This is a genomic window from Loktanella sp. 3ANDIMAR09 (genome assembly GCF_001420005.1).
GTDB lineage: Bacteria > Pseudomonadota > Alphaproteobacteria > Rhodobacterales > Rhodobacteraceae > Loktanella.
Genome location: NZ_LJAK01000007.1, coordinates 43,846 through 66,083 on the forward strand (window position 1 = coordinate 43,846; position 22,238 = coordinate 66,083).

General features: G+C 62.2%; 24 protein-coding genes. 17 read left to right on the forward strand and 7 right to left on the reverse strand.

Annotation, left to right across the window (positions count from 1 at the left end; genetic code table 11):
- Nucleotides 1-3: 3 nt before the first annotated feature.
- Nucleotides 4-408, reverse strand: a complete 405-nt coding sequence (locus AN189_RS11670) for a cytidine deaminase (RefSeq protein ID WP_056035957.1) — start codon at nt 406-408, stop codon at nt 4-6.
- A gap of 121 nt (nt 409-529) precedes the next feature.
- Between AN189_RS11670 and AN189_RS11675 the strand changes: the two genes are divergently transcribed.
- Nucleotides 530-736, forward strand: a complete 207-nt coding sequence (locus AN189_RS11675) for a DUF3072 domain-containing protein (RefSeq protein WP_056035960.1) — start codon at nt 530-532, stop codon at nt 734-736.
- Between the two features lie 12 nt (nt 737-748).
- Complete coding sequence (locus tag AN189_RS11680; RefSeq protein WP_056035962.1) at nt 749-928, forward strand: hypothetical protein; 180 nt, start codon at nt 749-751, stop codon at nt 926-928.
- A 3-nt stretch (nt 929-931) separates the two neighbouring features.
- On the opposite strand, the gene AN189_RS11685 is transcribed toward AN189_RS11680, so the two are convergent.
- Nucleotides 932-2,014 (reverse strand): cupin domain-containing protein, encoded by a 1,083-nt coding sequence (locus AN189_RS11685; protein WP_056036288.1) that lies wholly within the window; start codon nt 2,012-2,014, stop codon nt 932-934.
- Between the two features lie 155 nt (nt 2,015-2,169).
- Between AN189_RS11685 and AN189_RS11690 the strand changes: the two genes are divergently transcribed.
- The 3 genes from AN189_RS11690 (at nt 2,170) to AN189_RS11700 (ending at nt 7,094) form a co-directional block, all read left to right on the forward strand.
- Nucleotides 2,170-4,449, forward strand: coding sequence for an NADP-dependent malic enzyme (locus tag AN189_RS11690; protein ID WP_056035966.1), 2,280 nt, complete (start codon nt 2,170-2,172; stop codon nt 4,447-4,449).
- 169 nt (nt 4,450-4,618) lie between these two features.
- The gene (locus AN189_RS11695; protein WP_056035969.1) at nt 4,619-6,508 is read left to right on the forward strand and encodes a propionyl-CoA synthetase; all 1,890 of its coding nucleotides are present in this window, start codon (nt 4,619-4,621) and stop codon (nt 6,506-6,508) included.
- A gap of 115 nt (nt 6,509-6,623) precedes the next feature.
- Nucleotides 6,624-7,094, forward strand: a complete 471-nt coding sequence (locus AN189_RS11700) for a CIA30 family protein (RefSeq protein ID WP_056035972.1) — start codon at nt 6,624-6,626, stop codon at nt 7,092-7,094.
- On the opposite strand, the gene AN189_RS11705 is transcribed toward AN189_RS11700, so the two are convergent.
- On the reverse strand, nt 7,091-7,855 hold the full coding sequence (locus tag AN189_RS11705; protein WP_056036290.1) for an NAD kinase: 765 nt from the start codon (nt 7,853-7,855) through the stop codon (nt 7,091-7,093). The two genes, AN189_RS11700 and AN189_RS11705, sit on opposite strands and share 4 nt — an antisense overlap.
- Nucleotides 7,856-8,009: 154 nt before the next feature.
- Between AN189_RS11705 and glyA the strand changes: the two genes are divergently transcribed.
- Both glyA and AN189_RS11715 read left to right on the forward strand, forming a co-directional pair.
- A complete protein-coding gene (gene glyA / locus AN189_RS11710; protein ID WP_056035974.1) occupies nt 8,010-9,305 on the forward strand; it encodes a serine hydroxymethyltransferase in 1,296 nt (431 codons plus the stop codon).
- A gap of 142 nt (nt 9,306-9,447) precedes the next feature.
- Nucleotides 9,448-10,104: a DsbA family oxidoreductase gene (locus AN189_RS11715; protein WP_056035977.1), complete on the forward strand. Its 657-nt coding sequence runs from the start codon at nt 9,448-9,450 to the stop codon at nt 10,102-10,104.
- Here the strand turns inward: AN189_RS11715 and AN189_RS11720 are convergent.
- Nucleotides 10,101-10,475 carry a hypothetical protein gene (locus AN189_RS11720; protein ID WP_056035980.1) on the reverse strand — a complete coding sequence of 125 codons (375 nt, stop codon included), beginning with the start codon at nt 10,473-10,475 and terminating at the stop codon, nt 10,101-10,103. The two genes, AN189_RS11715 and AN189_RS11720, sit on opposite strands and share 4 nt — an antisense overlap.
- A gap of 79 nt (nt 10,476-10,554) precedes the next feature.
- On the opposite strand from AN189_RS11720, the gene AN189_RS11725 reads away from it, so the two are divergent.
- The 5 genes from AN189_RS11725 to mprF all read left to right on the forward strand — a co-directional run bounded on the left by AN189_RS11725 (nt 10,555) and on the right by mprF (nt 14,962).
- Nucleotides 10,555-11,307, forward strand: coding sequence for an alpha/beta fold hydrolase (locus tag AN189_RS11725; RefSeq protein WP_056035984.1), 753 nt, complete (start codon nt 10,555-10,557; stop codon nt 11,305-11,307).
- Nucleotides 11,304-11,675, forward strand: a complete 372-nt coding sequence (gene rbsD / locus AN189_RS11730) for a D-ribose pyranase (protein ID WP_056035988.1) — start codon at nt 11,304-11,306, stop codon at nt 11,673-11,675. The genes AN189_RS11725 and rbsD overlap by 4 nt, the downstream gene beginning before the upstream one ends.
- 72 nt (nt 11,676-11,747) lie before the next feature.
- The gene (locus AN189_RS19160; protein ID WP_157057468.1) at nt 11,748-11,894 is read left to right on the forward strand and encodes an entericidin, EcnA/B family; all 147 of its coding nucleotides are present in this window, start codon (nt 11,748-11,750) and stop codon (nt 11,892-11,894) included.
- Nucleotides 11,895-11,942: 48 nt separating this feature from the next.
- Nucleotides 11,943-12,296 (forward strand): hypothetical protein, encoded by a 354-nt coding sequence (locus AN189_RS11735; protein WP_056035992.1) that lies wholly within the window; start codon nt 11,943-11,945, stop codon nt 12,294-12,296.
- A gap of 77 nt (nt 12,297-12,373) precedes the next feature.
- Complete coding sequence (mprF, locus tag AN189_RS11740) at nt 12,374-14,962, forward strand: bifunctional lysylphosphatidylglycerol flippase/synthetase MprF (RefSeq protein ID WP_056036292.1); 2,589 nt, start codon at nt 12,374-12,376, stop codon at nt 14,960-14,962.
- Nucleotides 14,963-15,017: 55 nt separating this feature from the next.
- Here the strand turns inward: mprF and AN189_RS11745 are convergent, their stop codons facing one another.
- The 3 genes from AN189_RS11745 to lepA form a co-directional block, all read right to left on the reverse strand.
- Entirely contained in the window at nt 15,018-15,878 is an 861-nt protein-coding gene (locus tag AN189_RS11745; RefSeq protein ID WP_056035995.1) for an NAD(P)-dependent oxidoreductase, read from the reverse strand.
- A gap of 58 nt (nt 15,879-15,936) precedes the next feature.
- Nucleotides 15,937-17,082 carry a PqqD family protein gene (locus tag AN189_RS18800; protein WP_083484378.1) on the reverse strand — a complete coding sequence of 382 codons (1,146 nt, stop codon included), beginning with the start codon at nt 17,080-17,082 and terminating at the stop codon, nt 15,937-15,939.
- A gap of 135 nt (nt 17,083-17,217) precedes the next feature.
- Nucleotides 17,218-19,017: a translation elongation factor 4 gene (gene lepA, locus AN189_RS11750; RefSeq protein ID WP_056035997.1), complete on the reverse strand. Its 1,800-nt coding sequence runs from the start codon at nt 19,015-19,017 to the stop codon at nt 17,218-17,220.
- A gap of 169 nt (nt 19,018-19,186) precedes the next feature.
- Here lepA and AN189_RS11755 point away from each other — a divergent pair, with 169 nt between their 5' ends.
- From AN189_RS11755 to rpmB, 5 genes are all read left to right on the forward strand, one after another.
- Nucleotides 19,187-19,453, forward strand: a complete 267-nt coding sequence (locus AN189_RS11755; RefSeq protein WP_056036000.1) for a cupin domain-containing protein — start codon at nt 19,187-19,189, stop codon at nt 19,451-19,453.
- A 279-nt stretch (nt 19,454-19,732) separates the two neighbouring features.
- The gene (locus tag AN189_RS19605; RefSeq protein ID WP_253279609.1) at nt 19,733-19,906 is read left to right on the forward strand and encodes a hypothetical protein; all 174 of its coding nucleotides are present in this window, start codon (nt 19,733-19,735) and stop codon (nt 19,904-19,906) included.
- Between the two features lie 99 nt (nt 19,907-20,005).
- Nucleotides 20,006-20,986, forward strand: coding sequence for a methylmalonyl Co-A mutase-associated GTPase MeaB (gene meaB / locus AN189_RS11765; RefSeq protein ID WP_056036006.1), 981 nt, complete (start codon nt 20,006-20,008; stop codon nt 20,984-20,986).
- Nucleotides 20,983-21,777 (forward strand): hypothetical protein, encoded by a 795-nt coding sequence (locus AN189_RS11770; protein WP_056036008.1) that lies wholly within the window; start codon nt 20,983-20,985, stop codon nt 21,775-21,777. Before meaB ends, AN189_RS11770 begins: the two co-directional genes overlap by 4 nt.
- A gap of 161 nt (nt 21,778-21,938) precedes the next feature.
- Nucleotides 21,939-22,220, forward strand: coding sequence for a 50S ribosomal protein L28 (gene rpmB, locus AN189_RS11775; RefSeq protein WP_083484380.1), 282 nt, complete (start codon nt 21,939-21,941; stop codon nt 22,218-22,220).
- Nucleotides 22,221-22,238: the final 18 nt, after the last annotated feature.

The window sequence follows — 22,238 nt, forward strand, 5'->3', positions numbered from 1 at the left end:
GGATCAGGCCTTGGACATATAGTCTTGGTCAAACGCACCCGGCAGCAGCGCGGCGACGGTGGTGTGCTGCACCAGACCGTCCGTTGTCGCCAGCGTCACCGGGGTGTCACCCGATGCGAATTCGGCGATTTTCTGCCGGCATCCGCCACAAGGGCTGACCGGTTGCGGGCTGTCGGCAATGACGGCGATGGCAGCGATCCGCGTCTCGCCACTGGCGACCATGGCGGCGATGGCACCGGCCTCGGCGCAGGTGCCTTCGGGGTAGGCCACGTTTTCGACATTGCAGCCGACATGCAGCGCACCGCCCGCCCCGCGGATGGCGGCCCCGACCTGAAACCGCGAATAGGGGGCATGGGCATTCAGGCGCACATCGGTGGCGGCGGCGATCAGGGCATGGGGGTCTGACATGGGTGGCTCCGTTTTGATCGGACGACCTTGCCGCCCGGTGCTGCGGGATGCAAGGGCAGCCCCGGCGGAACCCCGCAGGCGTCAGCCGCGTTTACCCTGCGAGCCATGACAGGAGGACCACATGATTTCCCCAACCACCAAGACCGTGACTGACGAAACGATCGCACAGACGTCCGGTGATCCCGATTCCCCGATGACGGGCGATCAGGCCGACCTGCTGCGCGTCCTGTGCGAAGAGGCCAGCGAACCCTTTGATGCCAGCCTGACACAGCGTCAGGCGCTGGAACGGATCGAGGCGCTGCGCGACAGCACGAACAAGACGTTGTAAAGGATCTGACCAATGGCCAACATGATGGCAGACAACACGAAAATGGACGGCGAACAGGCCGCCATCCTGCGCGACCTGTGTGAAAAAACAGGCCACCCTTTTAGCGACCAGATGTCGGCGTCCAAGGCTGCCGCACTGATCGACGAGCTGTCTTTGCAGGTGGATGACACCGATCTGAAGAGCGAACGCTAGGCCTCAGCCGGGATGGGTCACAAACCGTCCCGGCAGCGCCACCTGCAGCAACGTCAGGTCCTCTGACGGGTCCGCATAGAGCGTGCGCAGACCCGGCGGGATCACGAACGCATCCCCTGCGGACAATGCGACCGGCGCGTGACCCTGCGCCTGAAGCTGCATCTCGCCTTCCATCACGAATGTGAAATGGATGTCCGCGTCGTGCTGCGTCCACGCAGGATTTCCGGCAGATCTGCGCAGGACCAGAACCCCCGCCACATCGCCGGTATTGGCGGCAATCGTGGTATCGCGCGCCACAAACCCCGGCAGATCGGCGTCCTGCCAGACCGCATGCCTCTGTTGATTGAATACGAACCGCTGGCCCTGCCAGACCCGGTCCGGCCTCAGGTGCGGTGTCGGCAGCGTCATGTCGTGGTCAATTTCGGTCACGTGTTCGGCCGGCACGCCGATCTCGATCACCTCGATCCCATCAGAAGCCTCGAGCACGCGGTGCCGGATTTCGGGGGGCTGGATCACGCAATCGCCAGCATGCAGGCGGATCGGCCCGCCTTGATCCTCGTAGATCACATCGACCCAGCCCCGGTAGCAAAAGATCAGCTGAAATCCGACGCGGTGGAAATGGACAGTGTCCGGCACCGGCCCACCGTCGGGAATGCGAATGTGGCTTGCGATGATCGACCCGCCCAGCCGGTCCGGGATCAGGTCGCGATAATGCATACCCGCGCGGCCAATTACCCAAGGGGCCTGATCCGCAAGCCGCCGCACGACAAACGCATGGATGGTCTGCGGCTGTTCCACCGGCGACATGCGCGGCAGGATTGATACCTGCGTTCCGCCCGGCGCGGTCAATGCGCCAGCCCCTTGGGCAAAGGTTGCATCGTCTGTCATGATTCGCAGCCGCCCCGCGGGACCCTGCCCGCGCTCCAGCCGCACCCGACAGCCATGGCCTGCGAATACCGCAACGGCCGGATCGTCGGCGGGATAGATCGACATCATCCGCATCCCCAGCACGCGGCTGAAAAACGCGATGTCGCCGGCCAGGTCGGTCGTGTTCAGGCAGACCTCTGCCATGGTGTCCAGTGTCATGCCCTCAGACTGCCTCGCACGGGACCGTGCGGCAAGCGGCAAGATGCGGAACAGTGCGGCACGCGGCAAGATGCGGGCAGAGGTGGCCGCAATCGCTTCCCCTACGTCGGAAAACAGCGTAATCGGGCGCCGGAACCAGACAGGAAGGCCCGGCCATGAGCAACGATCCCAAAGAAGCGACACGCCGTGCGGCCCTTGATTACCATCAGTTTCCGCGCCCCGGAAAACTGGAAATCCGGGCCACGAAACCACTGGCCAATGGCCGTGACCTGGCGCGCGCCTATTCACCCGGCGTTGCCGAGGCCTGCCTTGAAATCAAGGCGGATGCGGCGACGGCGCGGGATTACACCACCCGCGGCAATCTGGTCGGAGTCGTCACCAACGGCACCGCCGTGCTTGGGCTTGGCAATATCGGCGCACTGGCCTCCAAACCGGTGATGGAAGGCAAGGCGGTGCTGTTCAAGAAATTCGCGGGAATCGATTGCTTTGACATTGAACTAAATGAAAACGACCCGGAAAAGTTGGCGGAACTGGTCTGCGCGCTGGAACCCACCTTTGGCGCGATCAACCTCGAGGACATCAAGGCACCCGATTGCTTTATCGTTGAACAAATCTGCACGGAGCGGATGAATATCCCGGTTTTCCACGACGACCAGCATGGCACCGCCATTGTCGTCGGTGCCGGTGTGACCAACGCGCTGCGGATCGCGGGCAAGGATTTTGCGGATATCAAGGTCGTGTCCACCGGCGGCGGGGCCGCTGGCATCGCCTGCCTGAACATGCTGCTGAAACTGGGCGTCAAACGCGAAAACGTCTACCTGTGCGACCTGCAAGGTTTGGTCTATGAGGGCCGCGAGGCCGACATGACCCCGCAAAAGGCCGACTACGCCCAAGGGTCGGAGCCGCGCACGCTGGCAGATGTCATTGCAGGGGCCGACCTGTTCCTGGGCCTCTCCGGTCCGGGTGTTCTGACGCCCGAAATGGTCCAGACCATGGCGGATACGCCGATCATCTTTGCCCTTGCCAACCCGAACCCCGAAATTGACCCCGACGCCGCCCGTGCCGCAAACCCAAAGGCGATCACCGCCACGGGCCGGTCCGATTTCCCCAATCAGGTCAATAACGTGCTGTGTTTCCCGTTCATCTTCCGGGGCGCGCTGGACGCAGGTGCAACGACCATCAACGACGAGATGAAAATCGCCTGCATCGAAGGGATCGCCGCGATGGCCCGCGCCACCACCAGCGCAGAGGCCGCCGCCGCCTATCAGGGCGAACAGCTGACATTCGGGCCTGATTACCTGATCCCGAAACCCTTTGATCCGCGCCTGATGGGTGTGGTCGCCACCGCCGTGGCCCGCGCAGCCTGCGAAACCGGCGTGGCCCAGCGCCCGATTGCCGATCTGGATGCCTACAAGGCGGGCCTCGATGCCAGCGTGTTCAAATCCGCTTTCATCATGCGGCCCGTGTTCGATGCCGCCCGTGACGCCGCCCGCCGCATCGTTTTCGCCGAAGGCGAGGACGAACGCGTGTTGCGCGCGGCCCAGGCCGTGATGGAAGAAACCACCGACGTGCCGATCCTGATCGGGCGGCCCGACGTGATCGCCGCTCGCTGCGAACGTGCGGGCCTCGATATCCGCCCGGACGTCGATTTCAAGATCGTGAACCCGCAAAGCGACCCGCGCTACCGCGACTACTGGGGGACCTACCACGACATCATGGCGCGGCGCGGCGTGACCCCCGATCTGGCCAAGGCGGTGATGCGTACCAATACCACCGCCATTGCCGCCGTCATGGTGCAGCGCAACGAGGCAGACAGCATGATCTGCGGCACCTTCGGTCAATTCCTGTGGCACAAGAAATACATCGAGGAAATCCTGGGCCACGGCGGGCTCCATCCGGTTGCCGCCCTGTCACTGATGATCCTTGAAAACGACAGTCTGTTCATCGCCGACACACAGGTCCACGAGGAACCGACACCCGAACAGATCGCGGAAACGGTCGTATCCGCAGCCCGGCATATCCGTCGTTTCGGGATGGAACCCAAGATCGCCCTGTGTTCGCATAGCCAGTTCGGCAACCTCGACAGCAATTCCGGTCGCCGGATGCGTGCGGCAATGACGATCCTCGACGCAGCACCGCGCGACTTTGCCTACGAGGGCGAAATGCACATCGACAGCGCGCTGGACACGACCCTGCGCGATCATATCTTTCCCGGCTCGCGCCTGGATGGCGCAGCCAACTGCCTCGTCTTTGCCAATGCGGATGCCGCCAGTGCCGTGCGCAACATCCTCAAAATCCGCGCCGGCGGACTGGAAGTCGGCCCGATCCTGATGGGCATGGGCAATCGCGCCCATATTGTCACCCCGTCGATCACGGCCCGAGGCCTTTTGAACATGTCCGCGATCGCGGGTACGCCTGTATCGCACTACGGCTAGTGCCTTCTTCTGGTCACAAGTATCCCGGAGGTTTGGAGGCAGCGCCTCCAAGCCGTCCGCAGGACGGCACCTGTCAAATAATTCACAGCCCTCGCCCGGGTCACGTGACACACCTTGCCCGATCACGCGTCTGTGCCTATCCAAGTCCTGCAATGTTTGGGAGGACACGATGCGCTACGCCGATATTTATCAAAGCTGGCAGGACAACCCCGAAGGCTTTTGGATGGAACAGGCAAAAGCCATCGACTGGGTCACCCCACCGTCCAAGGCGCTGAACGACAGCCGCGCGCCGCTGTACGAATGGTTCACCGACGCGCAGGTCAATACCTGCTACAATGCCGTTGACCGCCATGTCGAAAACGGACGTGCTGATCAGACGGCCATCATCTACGACAGTCCGATCACGGGGACGGTCGCGCATATCACCTACGCCGAATTGCTGAACCGGGTGGCGTCCCTTGCAGGCGCGCTGCGCGACAAGGGCGTCGGCGTCGGCGACCGGGTCATCATCTATATGCCGATGGTGCCCGATGCCCTGACCGCGATGCTGGCCTGCACGCGCATCGGCGCGATTCATTCGGTGGTTTTTGGCGGATTTGCCGCCCATGAACTGGCGGTGCGAATCGACGATGCCACACCCAAGGCCATCATTGCCGCCTCCTGCGGGTTGGAACCCAATCGCGTGGTCGCCTATAAACCGCTGCTGGATGGTGCCATCGCTCAGGCAAAACACAAGCCCGATTTCACGATCATCCTGCAACGCGATCAACAGCCCTGCGACCTGACGCCGGGCTATGATTTCGACTGGCACGCGGTTCAGGACGGCGTGACCCCGGCGGATTGCGTGCCCGTATCCGGCGACCACCCGGCCTATATCCTTTATACCTCGGGCACCACCGGTGCGCCAAAGGGCGTGGTGCGTCCCACCGCAGGCCATCTGGTCGCGCTGCACTGGACGATGAAAAATTTTTACAACGTCGATCCCGGCGACGTGTTCTGGGCCGCCTCGGACGTGGGCTGGGTCGTCGGCCACAGCTACATCTGCTATGCGCCTCTCATCCACGGCAACACCACCGTTGTGTTCGAAGGCAAACCGGTCGGCACGCCCGATGCGGGCACGTTCTGGCGGGTGATCCAGGATCACAAGGTGCGCAGCTTCTTTACCGCGCCGACGGCCTTTCGCGCGATCAAACGCGAGGACCCGACGGGCGCACTGATCAAGGACTACGACATTTCCTGTCTGCGCGCGCTGTATCTGGCGGGCGAACGGGCGGACCCCGATACGATCATCTGGGCGCAGAATGTCATGCAGGTCCCGGTCTATGACCACTGGTGGCAAACCGAGAGCGGGTTCCCCATGGTGGGCAATCCCGCCGGGATCGAGGCCCTGCCCGTCAAGATCGGCAGCCCGACGGTCGCGATGCCGGGCTACGACATCCGCATCCTTGCCGACGACGGGACAGAGATGCCGGCGGGCGAGCTGGGGTCCATCGCGATCAAGCTGCCGCTGCCGCCGGGGACCTTGCCGACGCTCTGGCAGGCCGAAGACCGGTTCGTGAAATCCTACCTCACGACCTTTCCGGGGTACTACGAGACAGGCGACGCGGGGCTGCTGGACGCGGATGGTTATCTCTATGTGATGGCGCGCACCGATGACGTGATCAACGTGGCGGGCCACCGGCTGTCCACCGGCGCGATGGAGGAGATTCTGGCCAATCACCCGGATGTGGCCGAATGCGCCGTGATCGGGGTATCGGATGCGCTGAAGGGTCAGCTGCCGATGGGATTCGTCTGCACCAACAGCGGCACCAGCCGATCGAATGACGAGATCGTCGCCGATTGCATCAGGATGGTGCGCGAGAGCATCGGGCCGGTGGCCGCGTTCAAACTGGTCGCCGTCGTCAACCGCCTGCCCAAGACCCGGTCCGGCAAGATTCTGCGGCGGACGATGGTATCCATCGCGGACAATACGGATTTCAAGATGCCCGCGACCATCGACGACCCCGCCATCCTGGACGAAATTCGCGACACTCTGCGGCCCCTGGGCTATGGCGGCTGATGTCGGAGGGGGCGCTGCCCCCGCGGCTGCGTCGCCCCCCGGAGTATTTCGGGCAAGATGATGCATGGGCCTCGCCGCAAGGCGGGCTAGCTTTGCGGTGAAAGCGAGGACCGCGATGCAGATTGATTTTCAGACCCCCGATGATTGGCGTTTCATCAGTGATCAGGTGATGGGGGGCGTTTCGACGGGTGGCGTGGATTTCCACGGGACCGGGGGACGGCATTTCGCCACCCTCGTCGGGGATGTCAGCACCGAGAATAACGGGGGATTCATTCAGATCAGACGCGATGTTGACGGGCTGCCTGCGGGTGCGACCGCGATGGTTCTGACGGTGCGCGGCAATGGCGCGGCCTACAAGGTCCACCTGCGCACCAGGCAGTCGGAACGGCCCTGGCATTACTTTGCCGCAAGTTTCGATGCCCCGGCCGAATGGACTGACATCACGCTGCCGCTGGCGGATTTCGCGCCGAACAAGGACCACCTGCAGGCGCCTGTTCGTCCCACTGAAGTCAGGTCCATTGGCATCGTGGCCTACGGCGCCGATTACCATGCAAATCTGGATATCGCCGGGATCGTCCTGCGCTAGACGAATTGTTCGCGCAGCAGCCGTTCCTCGAGCCCATGGCCGGGGTCGAACAGGATGCGGTGGCGGATGTCGGGTTCGGACCGGATTTCGACGCTGACCACGTTACGGACAGATTTGCCGTCCGCGTCAGCCATGACAGGGCGTTTGGCCGCATTCAGCACGTCGAACCTGACCACCGCCTTTTGCGGCAAAAGCGCCCCGCGCCACCGGCGCGGGCGAAAGGCCGCCATGGCGGTCAGTGCCAGAACGCCTGACCCGATGGGCAGGATCGGCCCATGCGCCGAATAATTGTAGGCGGTCGAGCCTGCGGGCGTCGACACCAGCGCCCCGTCGCAGACCAGTTCGGACATCCTGACCTTGCCATCGACGGTGATCCGCAACTTTGCCGCCTGTGCGCCTGCGCGCAGCAGACTGACCTCGTTGATCGCGAGCGCCTCGTGCATCGACCCGTCAGCGGCCAGCGCATTCATGACCAGGGGGTTGATCACCTCTTCTTCGGCATTGTCGAGGCGGGCGGGCAGATCGTCCTGTGTAAACTCGTTCATCAGGAAACCGACCGTGCCGCGGTTCATGCCGTAGACCGGCACGCCGAAATTCTGGGTTTCGTGCAAGGTTTGCAGCATGAAACCGTCCCCGCCGAGGGCCACGATGACCTCTGCCCGGTCAAGGGGGACATTGGTGTAGCGTTTGGCCAGACTGGACAACGCCTCTTGGGCGCTGGGCGCATGGCTGGCAACAAAGGCGATGGGGCGATGCGGCATGTCGGGTCCGGGTGTCAGGCGATCTGTGCACAGGTTCACGTGTCTGGCGCACAAAGGCAAGGCAGGGTGCGACGAATGGGGGCTTTAGCACGGGCCACAGATGGATTAAGAGGACGGCAACCGGCCGGCCGGCCGCGAGCGAAAGGATTGTCCCATGAACGCTTCCCACCGTGATGACGGATTTTTCACCGAAACCCTGGCAACGCGCGACCCTGATCTGCACGCCGCGATGCAGGCAGAGCTCAAGCGTCAGCGCAAGGAGATCGAGCTGATCGCGTCCGAGAACATCGTCAGCGCCGCCGTCATGGAAGCGCAGGGCGGCGTGATGACCAACAAATACGCCGAAGGCTATCCCGGTCGCCGCTATTACGGCGGTTGCGCCCATGTGGACGTGGCCGAAAACCTGGCGATCGAACGGGCAAAGCAGCTGTTTGGCTGTGGTTTCGCCAATGTGCAGCCGAACTCTGGGTCTCAGGCCAACCAGGGCGTGTTTCAGGCGCTGTTGCAGCCGGGCGATACCATCCTCGGGATGTCGCTGGACGCCGGTGGTCACCTGACCCACGGCGCGCGCCCGAACCAGTCCGGCAAATGGTTCAACGCGGTCCAATACGGCGTCCGCGAGGAAGATTTGTTGCTGGACTATGACGCCGTGGCCGATCTGGCGGCGGAACATCAGCCCAAGATGATCATCGCCGGTGGGTCTGCCATTCCGCGGATCATCGACTTTGAAAAGATGCGCGCGATTGCCGACAGCGTCGGGGCCTATCTGCTGGTCGATATGGCGCATTTCGCCGGTCTGGTCGCAGCCGGTCTGTATCCGTCGCCGTTCCCCCATGCCCATGCGGCAACGACCACCACGCACAAGACCCTGCGCGGCCCGCGCGGCGGCATGATCCTGACCGACGACGAGTCGCTGGCCAAGAAATTCAACTCGGCCATCTTTCCCGGTATTCAGGGTGGCCCGTTGATGCATGTGATCGCAGGCAAGGCTGTCGCCTTTGGCGAGGCGCTGCGCCCGGGGTTCAAGGACTATCAGGCGCAGGTCGTCAAGAACGCGCAGGCCCTGTCTGACGAGCTGATCAAATGCGGTCTGGACATCGTCACCGGCGGCACCGACACGCACCTGATGCTGGTTGACCTGCGCCCCAAGGGCGTCAAGGGCAACGCCACCGAAGAGGCATTGGGCCGCGCCCACATCACCTGCAACAAGAACGGTATCCCGTTTGACACGGAAAAGCCCACGATCACGTCGGGCATCCGTCTGGGCACACCCGCCGGCACCACCCGCGGTTTCACCGAAGAGGAATTCCGTCAAGTCGGTCGCTGGATTGGCCGGGTCGTTGACGGTCTGGCCGCCAATGGCGAGGACGGCAACAGCGAGGTCGAGGCGCAGGTTGCAGCCGAGGTCGAGGCCCTGTGCGACAAGTTTCCGATCTACCCGAACCTGTGATTTCAACAGACATGGCAAAAGGCCGTCGCATCTGCGGCGGCCTTTTGTTTTGGGCAGGTTGCAAGGCGTGCCTTGCTCTGGCTTGACCTTCGGCGTGCAGCGCCCCACGTGAGGGGCAACCAGACGATCAAGAGGTGCTGCCATGACCGACCAGACTGCCCCGCTGCGGATTGATATCGTATCCGACGTGATGTGCCCGTGGTGCATCGTCGGCTATCGCCAGTTGAAACAGGCGCTGGATGGGACCGGCACGGCCTATGATCTGCAATGGCATCCGTTCGAGCTGAACCCCGATATGCCCGCCGAAGGTCAGAACATGACCGAACACATCATGGAAAAATACGGGTCCACCGCCGCACAGAGTGCTGAAAACCGTGCGCGACTGACCCAGTTGGGACATGATCTGGGATTTGCTTTCTCATTCGATGACGACACGCGGATGCACAACACGTTCAACACACACCAATTGATCCATTGGGCGCAGACGCTGGATCGTGGGCACGACATGAAACAGGCATTGTTCGTCGCGCATTTCACCCACGGGCGTGACCTGTCCGACACCGCCGTGCTGGCGGCCATTGCTGGTGAAATCGGTCTGGATGAAACCGAGGCAGCAGCGGTACTGGACGATCAGCGCTATGCGCAGGCCGTGCGGTCCGAGGAACGTTTCTGGGTGCAGCAGGGCATCAGCGGCGTGCCTGCCGTAATCTTTGACCGTCAACATCTGGTCACCGGCGCGCAGGGCACCGACAACTATACCAGCATACTCAATCAGCTCGCTGCGGGGGTGCCCGCCTAAACCCGCCCCGTGGCCCACAGCCACCAGACAAACCCGATGAACAGGGCGATGGCCAGCGCGCTCCATTTCGCGAGCTTGCGCAGGATGATCGTCTTGCGCTGTTCCCAGGGGTCGATCTGTTTGAGGGCCGCTGTGGCAAGTCGCGCAGATTGGGCCACACGGGCGGTGTCGATCTGACGGGACAGTTTGGGGTGGGTCAGCATCAGCTGCGCTTGTGCGACACCCGCGATATCGCGCCGCAGGGTCGTCGGCAGGCGGCGGCGTCCCAGTTTGGACATCTGCGCCTGAATCGTGGGCCCTTTCAGGCCCAGACGCGCCTCGATCAGGCGGCTGACATCTTGGATGTGGCGAAGGGTCTGGGCATCAGGCATAAAGGGGCGTGTAAACCTGCGGCGCGTCTGTCTCAAGCGGTCAGATGGCGGCCCTGCGCGCCTGTCACGAGGAGGCCACATGCTCAATACCGTTGTCACCGGCACCGCCACGGACAAACCCGCGCTGCTGATCGCGCACGGGTTGTTTGGATCAGCCCGCAATTGGGGTGTGATCGCCAAACGGCTGGCCGATACGCGGCGGGTCATCGCGGTGGACATGCGCAACCACGGCGAGAGCTTTCACAGCGACACGCACCGCTATCCCGAGATGGCCGAGGATCTGGCAGAGGTCATTGCCGCGCAAGGCGGTCCCGTTGACGTCATGGGACATTCGATGGGCGGCAAGGCTGCGATGATGCTGGCACTGACACAGCCCGCATTGGTGCGCCGCCTGATCGTCGCCGATATCGCGCCTACCGCCTATGCCCATGACCAATTCGGCCCCCTGAATGCGATGCGCGGCGTTGATCTGTCCGCCGTGACCACGCGCAAGGATGCAGCCGACCAGATGGACATCGACCCCGCCGTGATCCCGTTTCTGTTGCAAAGCCTGAACCTGCGCGACAAACGCTGGGATCTGAACCTGGAGACGCTGGCCGCCGACATGGGGCACATCACCGGCTGGCCCGAGGTAGACGCCCAATTCAACGGACCCGTGCTGATGCTGCGCGGGGCCAATTCGGATTACGTGACCCCGGACCACACCGCGACTATCGCGGCCTTGTTTCCGCAGGCACAGACTCAGACCATCGCCGATGCAGGCCATTGGCTGCACGCCGAACAACCCCGCGCGGTGGAAACAGCCGTGCGCGACTTTTTGGACCAGCCATGAAGAAAACGGGTATCCTCAACGCGGAACTGTCCCGCGCCATCGCACAGATGGGGCACGGCGATTGTCTGGTCGTGGCCGACGCGGGCCTGCCGCTGCCCGCACATCTGCCGGTGATTGATCTGGCCGTCGTGGCGGGCCTGCCCCGTTTCGCTGATGTGCTGGCCGCGATCCTGACCGAACTGGAAGTCGAGCGCTGCCTGATGGCAACCGAGGCCAGCCCTGCATTGCAGGAACTGGCCCCCTGCCCGCCTGCCTGTGTGCCACATACGGATTTCAAACGTGCCACGCAGTCGGCCCGCGTTCTTGTGCGCACCGGCGAAACCACACCCTATGCCAACATCGCCCTGTATTCGGGGGTCACGTTTTGACCCCGCGTTGCCGGGCAATCCGTTCGTTTTAGTTTAACAATGCAATCGAATCATGTCTGACCGGAGAAAACCATGACACGTCCACTGACCTTTATCCTTGCTCTCGCCACCTTTGCGGCCTTGTCCGCCTGCAATACCATCGCAGGTGTTGGTCAGGATCTCAGCGTGACGGGCGCCACCATCACGCAAGAAACCCGGCAGGTGCAGTCCAACCTGTAACGGCCGCATACGGCCTTCGCCCTTGTCTGACCTTACGAAAGAATCCGCATGTCCCTGACCCGTAGCCTTGTCGTCGCCGTTATCGCCGGCATCATCGGCACCATCATCAATGCCATCGCCGTCAACATCATTTCCGGTGCTGACGTGATGCCGCTGATCGTCTCGTTCGGACGCAACGCCGTTGCCGTCTTGGTGGCGCTGCTGCTGATCCCGCTGTTTCACCAGATCGGCGGCACGGTGGCGTTCGTGGCAGGATTGGTCCTGCTGACGGTGCTGCCGTCGGTGCTTGCGGTCTATGTCTTTGCGGCACAGGCCCCCTGGTCGATCATCCTGGGCGTCAACCTGGTCTATGCGCTGACGGCCACGATCATCTTTGCCGCCTGCTACCGCAGTAAACGCTGATCGGTCGCAATGACCTCTGACGGGCCTGCACCCATGCGGTGCGGGCCCGTTTTCCTGACCCAATGGCCGAGCATGTGATGTCAGACGCCCCATCAGACCAAGGTCGATTGTCCGCCATCCTGTCGCATCCGCTGTTGCGGATGGCCATTCCCCTGACGATCATGCTGATCGCACTGGCCGTCCTGCGTGACCTGAGCCGCGAAATCGCACCAGCCGAACTGATCGCCGCTGTCCGCAGCTATCCCTGGACTGCCATCGCGCTGTCGACCTGCGCGATGGTGACCAGCTATGTCGCGCTCGCGCTTTATGATCCGGTAATCCTGCGCGGCATGAAAACGCCTGACATGCCGGGCTGGGTGCCGGTTCTGACAGGGGTCAGTTCCATGGCAATTTCCAACCTGCTGGGGTTTTCCTGGCTGACGGGTGGTGCCATCCGATACCGGATCTATGCGGCGTTCGGGGTGGATATCGCGGCGGTCGCACGATTGATCGCGACCAGCTGGATCGCCTTTGCACTGGGCCTTTTGACACTGCTGGGCCTGATGTTCACATTCCATCCCACGGGCATGAGCCAGGTGATCGTCCTGCCGCGTCTGCCCGAAACCATTCTGGGTATCCTGATCCTGGCCGGGGTGGTCGGGTTGTACATCTGGACCTGGCCGGGTGGGCGCGAATTGCGGATCGGGCGACTGTCGACACCGCTGCCAAAGGCCACGCGCGGGCTGACCCTGATGGTCATTGCGCTGGTCGATCTGGTCGCCACGGCGCTGACATTGTATTTCCTGATGCCCGCTGATCTGGCGGGCAATTTTGTCTATTTCTTCATCATCTTTATCGGGGCGCTGGGGTTGGGTTTCGTCAGCAACGCGCCGGGCGGTCTGGGCGTGTTCGAGGCGACGATCATCGCCGCACTTGGTGGCACGGGCAGGCCCGACCTGCTGGCGGCCCTGTTGGTGTACCGGCTGATCTACACGCTGCTGCCATTTACGATTGCTGCATTGGGTCTTGCGTTGGCCTGGACGTTGGCCAATCGGACCAAGGCAGGTGTTGCAGCACAAACGCTGCGCCGGGCCATGCGCCCCATCGTGCCGGTGCTGATGGCCGCCGTCGCCCTGCTGTCAGGTGCTGCGCTGCTGCTGTCGGGTGACTTGCCCACCACGGCCAAACGGATGGAGGTTTTGCAAGACATCCTGCCGCTTGCGCTGATCGAGACATCGCACCTGCTGTCATCCGTCGCGGGTGTCATGCTGCTGATCGTCGCACGGGGCCTGTACCGCCGGATGCGGCGGGCATGGCTGATCGCGATGGCACTGCTGTCGGCCGGTCTGATCGCGTCACTGCTGCGCGGGATCGAATACGAGGCGATGATCGCCCTGACGCTGGCCATCGTCGTGCTGTGGTCATTCCGCGATGCGTTCTACCGGGTCGGCCTTGGCAGTGCGCTGCACCTGAATGCGCGCTGGGTGATCACCGTTGTCCTGCTGTTTGCGGGGATCACCTGGATCGGATTCTTTGCCTACCGCAACGTCGCCTATTCGCAGGATCTGTGGTGGCAGTTCGCCTGGGGCGGTGATGCGCCGCGATTCCTGCGGGCAACCGTATTGGTCGCGGTGGTGCTGGCGGCGGTGTCACTGAACACATTGATCAGCCGCGCGGGCACCCGCCTGCCCCCGCAACCCATCCCCGACACGGTCAGGCGCCTCGTGGCGCAAAGCAGCCAGACCGACAGCGCCATGGCGTTGACCGGCGATAAGCGGTTCCTGATCGCACCGCAGGGCGCGGCCGCCATCGCCTATGCCGACACCGGGCGCAGCCTGATCGCCAAGGGCGACCCCATCGGCGACCGCACGGCCGGCGAGGCGCTGATCTGGGACCTGCGCGACATGGCGGACCGGATGGGCCGGACCTGCGCGTTCTATGCCGTACAGACCGACTATCTGACGGCCTACCTCGATATGGGGTTACAGGTGGTCAAGATCGGGGAAATCGCACGGGTCCCCCTGGCCGGGTTCACGCTTGATGGCCCCAAACGCAAGGACTGGCGCCATGCCAAGAGCCGTGCCGCGCGCGACGGCTATGTGTTCGAGGTCATTCCGGCAGCGCAGGTCAGCGGGCATATCGCGGCGTTGCGGATGGTGTCCGATGCCTGGCTGGCGCTGAAGGGAGGCGCGGAAAAGAACTTTGCCCTTGGGGCCTTTGATCCGGATTTCCTGTGCCATTTCGATATTGCGGTGCTGCGACATGCCGAAACGGGGCGGATCGCATCATTCGCCAACCTGTTGCAGGCCGCCGACGGCAGCGAGCTGGGGATCGACCTGATGCGCTATGATCCGGCGACGACGCCTGCCGCGATGGACGGGCTGTTCGCCGACATGATGCTGTGGGGGCGCGACCGGGAATTCGACTGGTTCTCATTGGGGGCAGCCCCGCTGGCCGGGTTGGAAAACCGGCCCCATGCGCCTGTCTGGAACCGTGTCGGCGGGTTCATCTATACCCACGGCGCGCGGTTTTATCATTTCGAAGGGCTGCGGTCGTTCAAACAGAAATTCGATCCCGTATGGGAGCCGAATTACCTCGCCTCGCCGGGGCAGTTGCAGGCGGCGCGGGTGCTGTACGAGGTGTCGCTGCTGATTTCCGGGGGATTGCGCGGGTTGCGGCGCAGGTAGGGGGCGCTGCCCCCGGCTGCGCCTCCCCCGGAGTATTTTCGGCAAGATGATGCGGTCAGTCGCGCAGGCGTTTGAGCAGGCTTGATGTGTCCCATCGGCCGCCGCCCATTTTCTGAACGTCCTTGTAGAACTGATCGACGAGCGCGGTGACAGGCAGGCTGGCACCGATGGCATTGGCGTTTTCCAGCACGATGCCCAGATCCTTGCGCATCCAGTCCACGGCGAACCCGTGGTCGTAATGGTCGGCAAGCATGGTTTTGTAGCGGTTTTGCATCTGCCAGGACCCGGCGGCACCCTGGCTGATGACCTCGACCACGGCTTCGCCGTCGAGGCCAGCCTTTTGCGCGAAATGCAGCGCCTCTGACAGGCCCTGGACGAGGCCCGCGATGGCGATCTGGTTGCACATCTTGGTGGTCTGGCCTGCGCCGGATGGGCCGATGCGACGGCAGAGCTTGGCGTAAATGTTCATGACGGGTTCGGCGCGGTCATAGGCGTCCTGGTCGCCGCCGCACATGATGGACAGCTGGCCGTTTTCGGCCCCGGCCTGCCCGCCACTGATGGGCGCGTCGACAAAGTGGAGGCCGCTTGTCTGTGCCGCGTCATAGAGTTCGCGGGTGACGGCGGCGCTGACCGTGGTGTGGTCGACAAAGAGTGCGCCGTCCTTCATCCCGTGGAACGCGCCGCCCGCGCCCGTGGTGACGCCGCGCAGGTCGTCGTCGTTACCCACACAGGCAAAGACGATATCCGCCCCCTGTGCCGCCTGTTCGGGCGTGGAGGCCATGGTGCCGCCATGTTCCGCGACCCAGGCCTCGGCCTTGGAGGCGGTGCGGTTGTAGACGGTGACGTCGTGGTGCTTGGCGAGGTGGCCGGCCATAGGGTAGCCCATGACGCCGAGGCCGAGGAAGGTGATGTTCATGTGCTTATCCTGCGGTTACAAAAGAAAGAACTTTAGTAATGAAAGCCACTAAAGTAATTTAACTATTTAAACTTTGCCGATCAAAATACCAGTTCACAGGGCTATCCGAGCTACTTGGATCATCCAATGCCTGCCTGATTTGGTTTGAAATTTCAGACCTCCAAAGTTCTAGTTTAGGAGTCCATGTGTATATGTCCGTATTATCTATTGGAATAGTCCGCAATTGATTGACGTCAAATGGTATATTATCAGATTTCTGAATTATTTGAACCACCGGCTTTCGCACCATATGCCTTATCGCAAGTTCGTAGAAGACATTAGGATTATGAAAAGATAAATCCGCAATAACAAGACGTGCCTCAACAAGATACTGTATTACTTGTTTTGTGATTACGCCCGGTTTATCAATCTGATCTGCCCTAACAACCTTAAGTCCAAACCTCTCAACAGCTGGCTCTATCAGAGTGTTCAGAAATAGGTCAGAGTGCTTCCTTTGAACCGAACCATCAGAGCCGATTGGAGTGACGTAAAAAGCCGTAGTTTCTAACGCAGCCTGTCCACTAGTAATCGGCGGAGCGAATGTCGCGGGACTAGTGGGTCGGCTAGTATCGGACTGAAAACTAGGGTCGGAAACAACTCCATCAGCCAAATGCTCTTTTGAAACTATTCTCTCAGCACCGCTAAGCGTCTGAAGCAAATTTACCTCTTGCATATTTTCCAAAAATATATCAACAGCTTGCTCCGCAATTTCTCTATCTATATCAAATTCTTGAACGGCATCTACCAAAACTGACTTAGCAGGTAATTTATTACCCTTAAATTTTTCGTAAAGTCCCAAAAACGCTGGTATTGTCGAAATTGCACAATCAACTTTAGCAATTGCTCTTACTTTTGGATCGAATCCATCATCTACCACCTTGCGTCCATCTTCGGTAAGTTCAATGAACTCCGCTGAGGCGCTGCCTTTCGTCAAGCCATATTTGGAGGAAGCTGAGACAAGAGACCTGCTCGGACCGCTTTCCGGAGCCTTGCCAATTGCATCGAATAGGGTGAGCCGCCTAACTGGCTGCCCTGCGCCAGTTCGAAAGAGCGCCTCTGCGAATGCCCTTGGCTGATCGAATGGTATCGTAGGGAATGAGACGACGCGGCGCTTCCTCTCACCCTTCTTTTCGGAACCGATCCCATCTTTATTTTTGGCAGACATAGACAACTCCCTTATGCTTGAAGAGAGTGAAACACTTCGTTGACATAACATCAACGCCTAGAACCGCTATCAGGTGCCGGCCGCGATTGGCTGCGCCATTCGCTTTCCCGCACTCGCTCTTAAAATGGTCAGCTTTCAGCTGTCCATCTTCAGCGCCGAAATAAACGCTTCCTGCGGAATATCCACCTTCCCGAACTGGCGCATCTTCTTCTTACCCGCCTTCTGCTTGTCCAGCAGCTTGCGCTTGCGCGAGGCGTCGCCGCCGTAGCATTTGGCCGTCACGTCCTTGCGCAGGGCGGACAGGGTTTCCCGTGCGATGACCTTGCCGCCGATGGCCGCCTGGATCGGGATCTTGAACATGTGGCGGGGGATCAGGTCCTTGAGCTTTTCCACCATCGCGCGGCCGCGCATTTCGGCCCGGTCGCGGTGGACCATCATGGACAGCGCGTCCACGGGTTCGTCGTTCACCAGCACCGACATCTTGACCAGGTTGTCCTGCTGATAGCCGGTCATGGCATAGTCGAATGACGCGTAGCCCTTGGTCACGGATTTCAGGCGGTCGTAGAAATCGAACACCACCTCGTTCAGCGGCAGGTCATAGACGACCATCGCGCGGGTGCCCGCATAGGTCAGGTCCAGCTGCACGCCGCGGCGGTCCTGGCACAGTTTCAGCACGTCGCCCAGGTATTCGTCGGGCACGAGGATCGTCGCCTTGATCCGCGGTTCCTCCACATGGTCGACGTGGGTCAGGTCGGGCATGTCGGCAGGGTTATGCAGATCATGCATCGTCCCGTCCTTCATGTAGACGTGATAGACGACCGAAGGGGCGGTGGTGATCAGGTCGATGTTGTATTCCCGCTCGATCCGGTCGCGGATGACCTCGAGGTGCAACAGTCCGAGAAAGCCGCAGCGGAAACCAAAGCCCAGCGCGGCAGAGGTTTCCATCTCGAAGCTGAAGCTCGCGTCGTTCAGGGCCAGTTTGTCGATGGCGTTGCGCAGGTCCTCGAATTCGGACGAATCCACCGGGAACAGACCGCAGAACACGACAGGTTGCGCGGGTTTGAAGCCGGGCAGCGGTGCGTCGGTGCCCTTGCGTTCGTTGGTGATCGTGTCACCGACGCGGGTGTCGCGCACCTCTTTGATCTGGGCGGTGAAAAAGCCGATTTCGCCGGGTCCCAGCTCGTCGACGGGCAGCATGCCGGGTTTGAACACGCCCAGACGGTCGATCAGGTGGACGGTGTCGTTCTGCATGAACCGCACGCGGTCCTTGACCTTGATCGTGCCGTCGATGACGCGGATCAGCACGACCACGCCAAGGTAGGCGTCATACCAGCTGTCCACCAGCATCGCCTTGAGCGGGGCCGCGCGGTCGCCCTTGGGGGCGGGCAGCTTGTGCACGATCGCCTCGAGCGTTTCCTTGATCCCGACGCCGGTCTTGGCGCTGACGCGGATCGCCTCGCTTGCGTCGATACCGATCACGTCCTCGATCTGTTCGGCCACGCGGTCGCATTCGGATGCGGGCAGGTCGATCTTGTTCAGGACGGGCACGATCTCGTGGTCGGCCTCGATGGCGTGATAGACATTGGCGAGGGTCTGCGCCTCGACGCCTTGGGTGCTGTCGACGACCAGCAACGATCCTTCGACCGCGCGCATGGACCGAGACACCTCGTAGGCGAAATCGACGTGACCGGGGGTGTCGATCAGGTTCAGGACGTAGGTTTCGCCGTTGTCGGCGGTATAGTCGATCCGCACGGTCTGGGCCTTGATGGTGATGCCGCGCTCACGCTCGATATCCATGCTGTCCAGCATCTGCGCCTTCATGTCGCGGTCGGCGACGGTGCCGGTGGACTGGATCAACCGGTCGGCCAGGGTCGATTTCCCGTGGTCGATATGTGCCACGATCGAGAAATTGCGGATATGCGAGAGTTCGGTCATGTCGGGCCCCGGAGGTCTGAATTAGCGTCTGTCAATGGCGCGGACGCCGCGATTTTGCAAGGGGCCAAAGGGCCGCAGTCCGCTGGCCTGATGCGTGGGATCGGGGGTGGTCGGGGACCGGCAGCAGCGCTAGGCTTGGCACCCCGGAACCCCGTGCAGGATGCATCCCATGACCGAAGACGACTACCGCGACATCGCCCGATCCCAGGACTATGGCACACCCCAAGAGGTCAGCATCGCAGCCGATACCCGCCGCGAGACGCATACCCACGATCAAACCTCCTTTGTCTACGTGGTCAGCGGTCGTTTCATCCTGAATACCGCCGAAGGGTCGCCCGCCTACGGTCCCGGCGACATCGTCATTCTGCCCGCCAATATTCCCCATGCCGAAGAGGCCGGACCAGAGGGGGCGACGATCCTGGTCGCCCGCAAATAGGCCAGCCGCCTCACGCGATTGCGATCCGGCAGCGTGACCGGTGCCCGCATCCAGCATTGCAAGACGACAAGGCCGCTGGCATAGTTGTAACACGGCAGTAAGGCGACGACACCGGAAAACCGGGCTCGCCACACAAGAACAGGCAGTCTCATGCGGTTTCTCTTTCTGGGCATGGCCCTTGTTGTTTTGAATTCATGTGGCGCAGGTGTGCGCGGCGAGTTGGGCAAGGCCTGCATGGCATCAGGCCGATCTGCCGCCAATCCGGCTTTGTGTTCCTGCGTGCAACGTACAGCGAACCTGAATTTGTCGGGACGCGACCAGAAACTGGCTGCCACCTTCTTTGAGGATCCGCAGCGCGCGCAGGACACCCGCCAGTCCGACAATGCCGGCGACGAGGCGTTCTGGCTCCGCTACCGGGCCTTTACCGATACCGCCCAACGTCAGTGCCGCTAGGCAAGGCGCTGGCGGTTCAGACTTCTTCTGGCTAGAAATATCCCGGAGGTTCGGAGGCAGCGCCTCCGATCGGCGCAGCCGACCCCGACAGGAGAAGCAATGACCGACATTCCCGCCATGGCTCAGGCGTTGCGTGCAGGCGACAGGCGCGCGCTGGCCCGCGCGATCACCCTGATCGAAAGCGGCAGGCCAGATCACCGCGATCGGGCGCTGGCACTGCTCGATGCGGTCGGGTCCGACCGTCAGGCCCTGCGCATCGGGTTATCGGGCACACCGGGCGTGGGCAAATCCACATTCATCGAAAGTTTCGGCCTGATGCTGACGGCGCAGGACCTGCGGGTCGCGGTGTTGGCGGTCGATCCATCCTCGGCCAGGTCGGGCGGGTCGATTCTGGGGGACAAGACGCGGATGGATCACCTCAGCCGTGACCCGCGCGCATTCATCCGCCCCTCGCCCAGCCAGACCCATCTGGGTGGTGTGGCGCGCCGCACCCGCGAGGCGATCCGGCTCTGCGAGGCAGCTGGTTTCGACATCGTGCTGGTTGAAACCGTGGGGGTCGGCCAATCCGAAACGGTGGTCGCGCAGATGACGGACCTGTTCGTGCTGCTGCTGGCCCCGGCAGGGGGTGACGAATTGCAGGGCGTGAAACGCGGCATCATGGAAATCGCCGACCTCGTGCTGGTCAACAAGGCCGACGGCGATCTGAGGGCTCAAGCAAGCCGCACCTGTGCCGATTACGCAGGCGCGCTGCGGCTGATGCGCAAACGGGCGGGCGACGCCGACGGCTTTCCAAAGGCGTTGACCGTCTCGGCCCTGGATCAGTCGGGTCTGACACAAGCCTGGGACGAGATGCAGGTGCTGTCGGATTGGCGCCGCGCCACCGGGCATTGGGACACGACGCGCGCCGCACAGGCCCGGCACTGGTTCCAGCAGGAATTGCGGTCCGAGATGATGGCGCTGCTGACCCATGACGCAGAGCTGCGCGACCGACTGACGGGACTGGAAAACGAAGTGGCCGCCGGCAGGCTGACCCCCGCGGCCGCGGCCCGTGCCGCCCTCGCCCCGCTGGATCGCCGGTGACCGTCACCCGCCTGTTCAACGGGACGCACCTGCGCGCCGACCTGATGCGGACCGGTGCCCCGGATCTGGTCGTCACATTCGATTGGCGCGTGATCGGACGTCGCGGGTTCACGAAGATGACGCCAAACCAGCGGTTTCTGGATGCAGGATACGATCAGCTGATGATCGCCACGGCGGCCAACGACTGGTTCGTCAATCCTGACACGACAGCATTGGAGCACGCGCTGGACGGTGTGTCCGCGCAATACGATGGGGTTCTGGGCATCGGGTTTTCGATGGGCGGTTATGGTGCGGTCAGGTTCAGCCGCACCTTGGGTATCCAAAGGATCGTGGCCGTGTCGCCTCAGGTTTCCATCAGCCATGCCCATGCACCATTCGAATGGCGCTACCGCGAAGAGGCGGCCGGTTTCGATCCGGCACTGGGTGACCTGACGCAGCGCGCCGATCCTGATCTGACCGGCCATCTGCTGCTTGATCCATTGAACAGCGCCGATCTGGCCCATGGACGTGCATTGCAGGTGCATTGCCCGGGCCTGCGTCTTGTGCGTCTGACGGGGGCTGGGCATCCGGCCTCGGGCCTGCTGCGCGCGGTCAAACGCGCCGGACGTATTCCGGGGTTGCTGCTGGACCCCGAGGGTGGTCTGCGCCCCTTGTTGCAGGATCACCGCAGCGCCCGTCGTGGCCAGCCAGACTACTGGACCCGGCTGGCCGCAGCATTGGATGCGCGTCGACCCGCGCTTGCTGCAAAAGCACGCGCAAGAGCCGCTGATCTGGCGTCACAGATGCGCTGAGGGGTTGACGGCATAACCGATTCACCGTAGGCGCTGCGAACTGAATTTATGCCCTCATGCCGTTGGGGGTTGTTGTCCATCCGGCCACCCAGCGTGGCCCCCATGTCAGGCCAGTCGCGCCCCGCCGCCGACAGGACCGAAGAAGAAGAAGGAACACGCCCATGTCGCGCCGTTGCGATCTGACCGGAAAAGGCCCGATGTCGGGCAACAACGTCTCTCATGCGAACAACCGCACCCGTCGCCGGTTCCTGCCGAACCTGCAGGACGTCACGCTGATGTCCGACACGCTGGGCCGTTCGTTCAAGTTCCGCGTGTCCAGCGCTGCACTGCGCACGGTCGACCACCGCGGTGGTCTGGACGCTTTCATGGCCAAAGCCAAGGAAGCCGAGCTGTCCCCCGAGGCGCTGAAAGTCAAAAAAGAGATCGCAAAAGCAACGGCCTAAGCCTTGCTGCGACCGATA

Bases quoted from the DNA above. Each gene is read 5' to 3' on its own strand.
- mprF (WP_056036292.1), top strand. From the start codon at position 12,374: ATGTCAGACGCCCCATCAGACCAAGGTCGATTGTCCGCCATCCTGTCG.
- AN189_RS11680 (WP_056035962.1), top strand. From the start codon at position 749: ATGGCCAACATGATGGCAGACAACACGAAAATGGACGGCGAACAGGCC.
- AN189_RS11700 (WP_056035972.1), top strand. From the start codon at position 6,624: ATGCAGATTGATTTTCAGACCCCCGATGATTGGCGTTTCATCAGTGAT.
- AN189_RS11720 (WP_056035980.1), bottom strand. From the start codon at position 10,475: ATGCCTGATGCCCAGACCCTTCGCCACATCCAAGATGTCAGCCGCCTG.
- AN189_RS11705 (WP_056036290.1), bottom strand. From the start codon at position 7,855: ATGCCGCATCGCCCCATCGCCTTTGTTGCCAGCCATGCGCCCAGCGCC.
- AN189_RS11715 (WP_056035977.1), top strand. From the start codon at position 9,448: ATGACCGACCAGACTGCCCCGCTGCGGATTGATATCGTATCCGACGTG.
- meaB (WP_056036006.1), top strand. From the start codon at position 20,006: ATGACCGACATTCCCGCCATGGCTCAGGCGTTGCGTGCAGGCGACAGG.
- AN189_RS11670 (WP_056035957.1), bottom strand. From the start codon at position 408: ATGTCAGACCCCCATGCCCTGATCGCCGCCGCCACCGATGTGCGCCTG.
- AN189_RS19160 (WP_157057468.1), top strand. From the start codon at position 11,748: ATGACACGTCCACTGACCTTTATCCTTGCTCTCGCCACCTTTGCGGCC.
- rbsD (WP_056035988.1), top strand. From the start codon at position 11,304: ATGAAGAAAACGGGTATCCTCAACGCGGAACTGTCCCGCGCCATCGCA.
- AN189_RS11745 (WP_056035995.1), bottom strand. From the start codon at position 15,878: ATGAACATCACCTTCCTCGGCCTCGGCGTCATGGGCTACCCTATGGCC.
- AN189_RS11755 (WP_056036000.1), top strand. From the start codon at position 19,187: ATGACCGAAGACGACTACCGCGACATCGCCCGATCCCAGGACTATGGC.
- AN189_RS11685 (WP_056036288.1), bottom strand. From the start codon at position 2,014: ATGACACTGGACACCATGGCAGAGGTCTGCCTGAACACGACCGACCTG.
- AN189_RS11735 (WP_056035992.1), top strand. From the start codon at position 11,943: ATGTCCCTGACCCGTAGCCTTGTCGTCGCCGTTATCGCCGGCATCATC.
- lepA (WP_056035997.1), bottom strand. From the start codon at position 19,017: ATGACCGAACTCTCGCATATCCGCAATTTCTCGATCGTGGCACATATC.
- glyA (WP_056035974.1), top strand. From the start codon at position 8,010: ATGAACGCTTCCCACCGTGATGACGGATTTTTCACCGAAACCCTGGCA.
- AN189_RS11690 (WP_056035966.1), top strand. From the start codon at position 2,170: ATGAGCAACGATCCCAAAGAAGCGACACGCCGTGCGGCCCTTGATTAC.
- rpmB (WP_083484380.1), top strand. From the start codon at position 21,939: ATGTCGCGCCGTTGCGATCTGACCGGAAAAGGCCCGATGTCGGGCAAC.
- AN189_RS11725 (WP_056035984.1), top strand. From the start codon at position 10,555: ATGCTCAATACCGTTGTCACCGGCACCGCCACGGACAAACCCGCGCTG.
- AN189_RS11695 (WP_056035969.1), top strand. From the start codon at position 4,619: ATGCGCTACGCCGATATTTATCAAAGCTGGCAGGACAACCCCGAAGGC.
- AN189_RS11675 (WP_056035960.1), top strand. From the start codon at position 530: ATGATTTCCCCAACCACCAAGACCGTGACTGACGAAACGATCGCACAG.
- AN189_RS18800 (WP_083484378.1), bottom strand. From the start codon at position 17,082: ATGTCTGCCAAAAATAAAGATGGGATCGGTTCCGAAAAGAAGGGTGAG.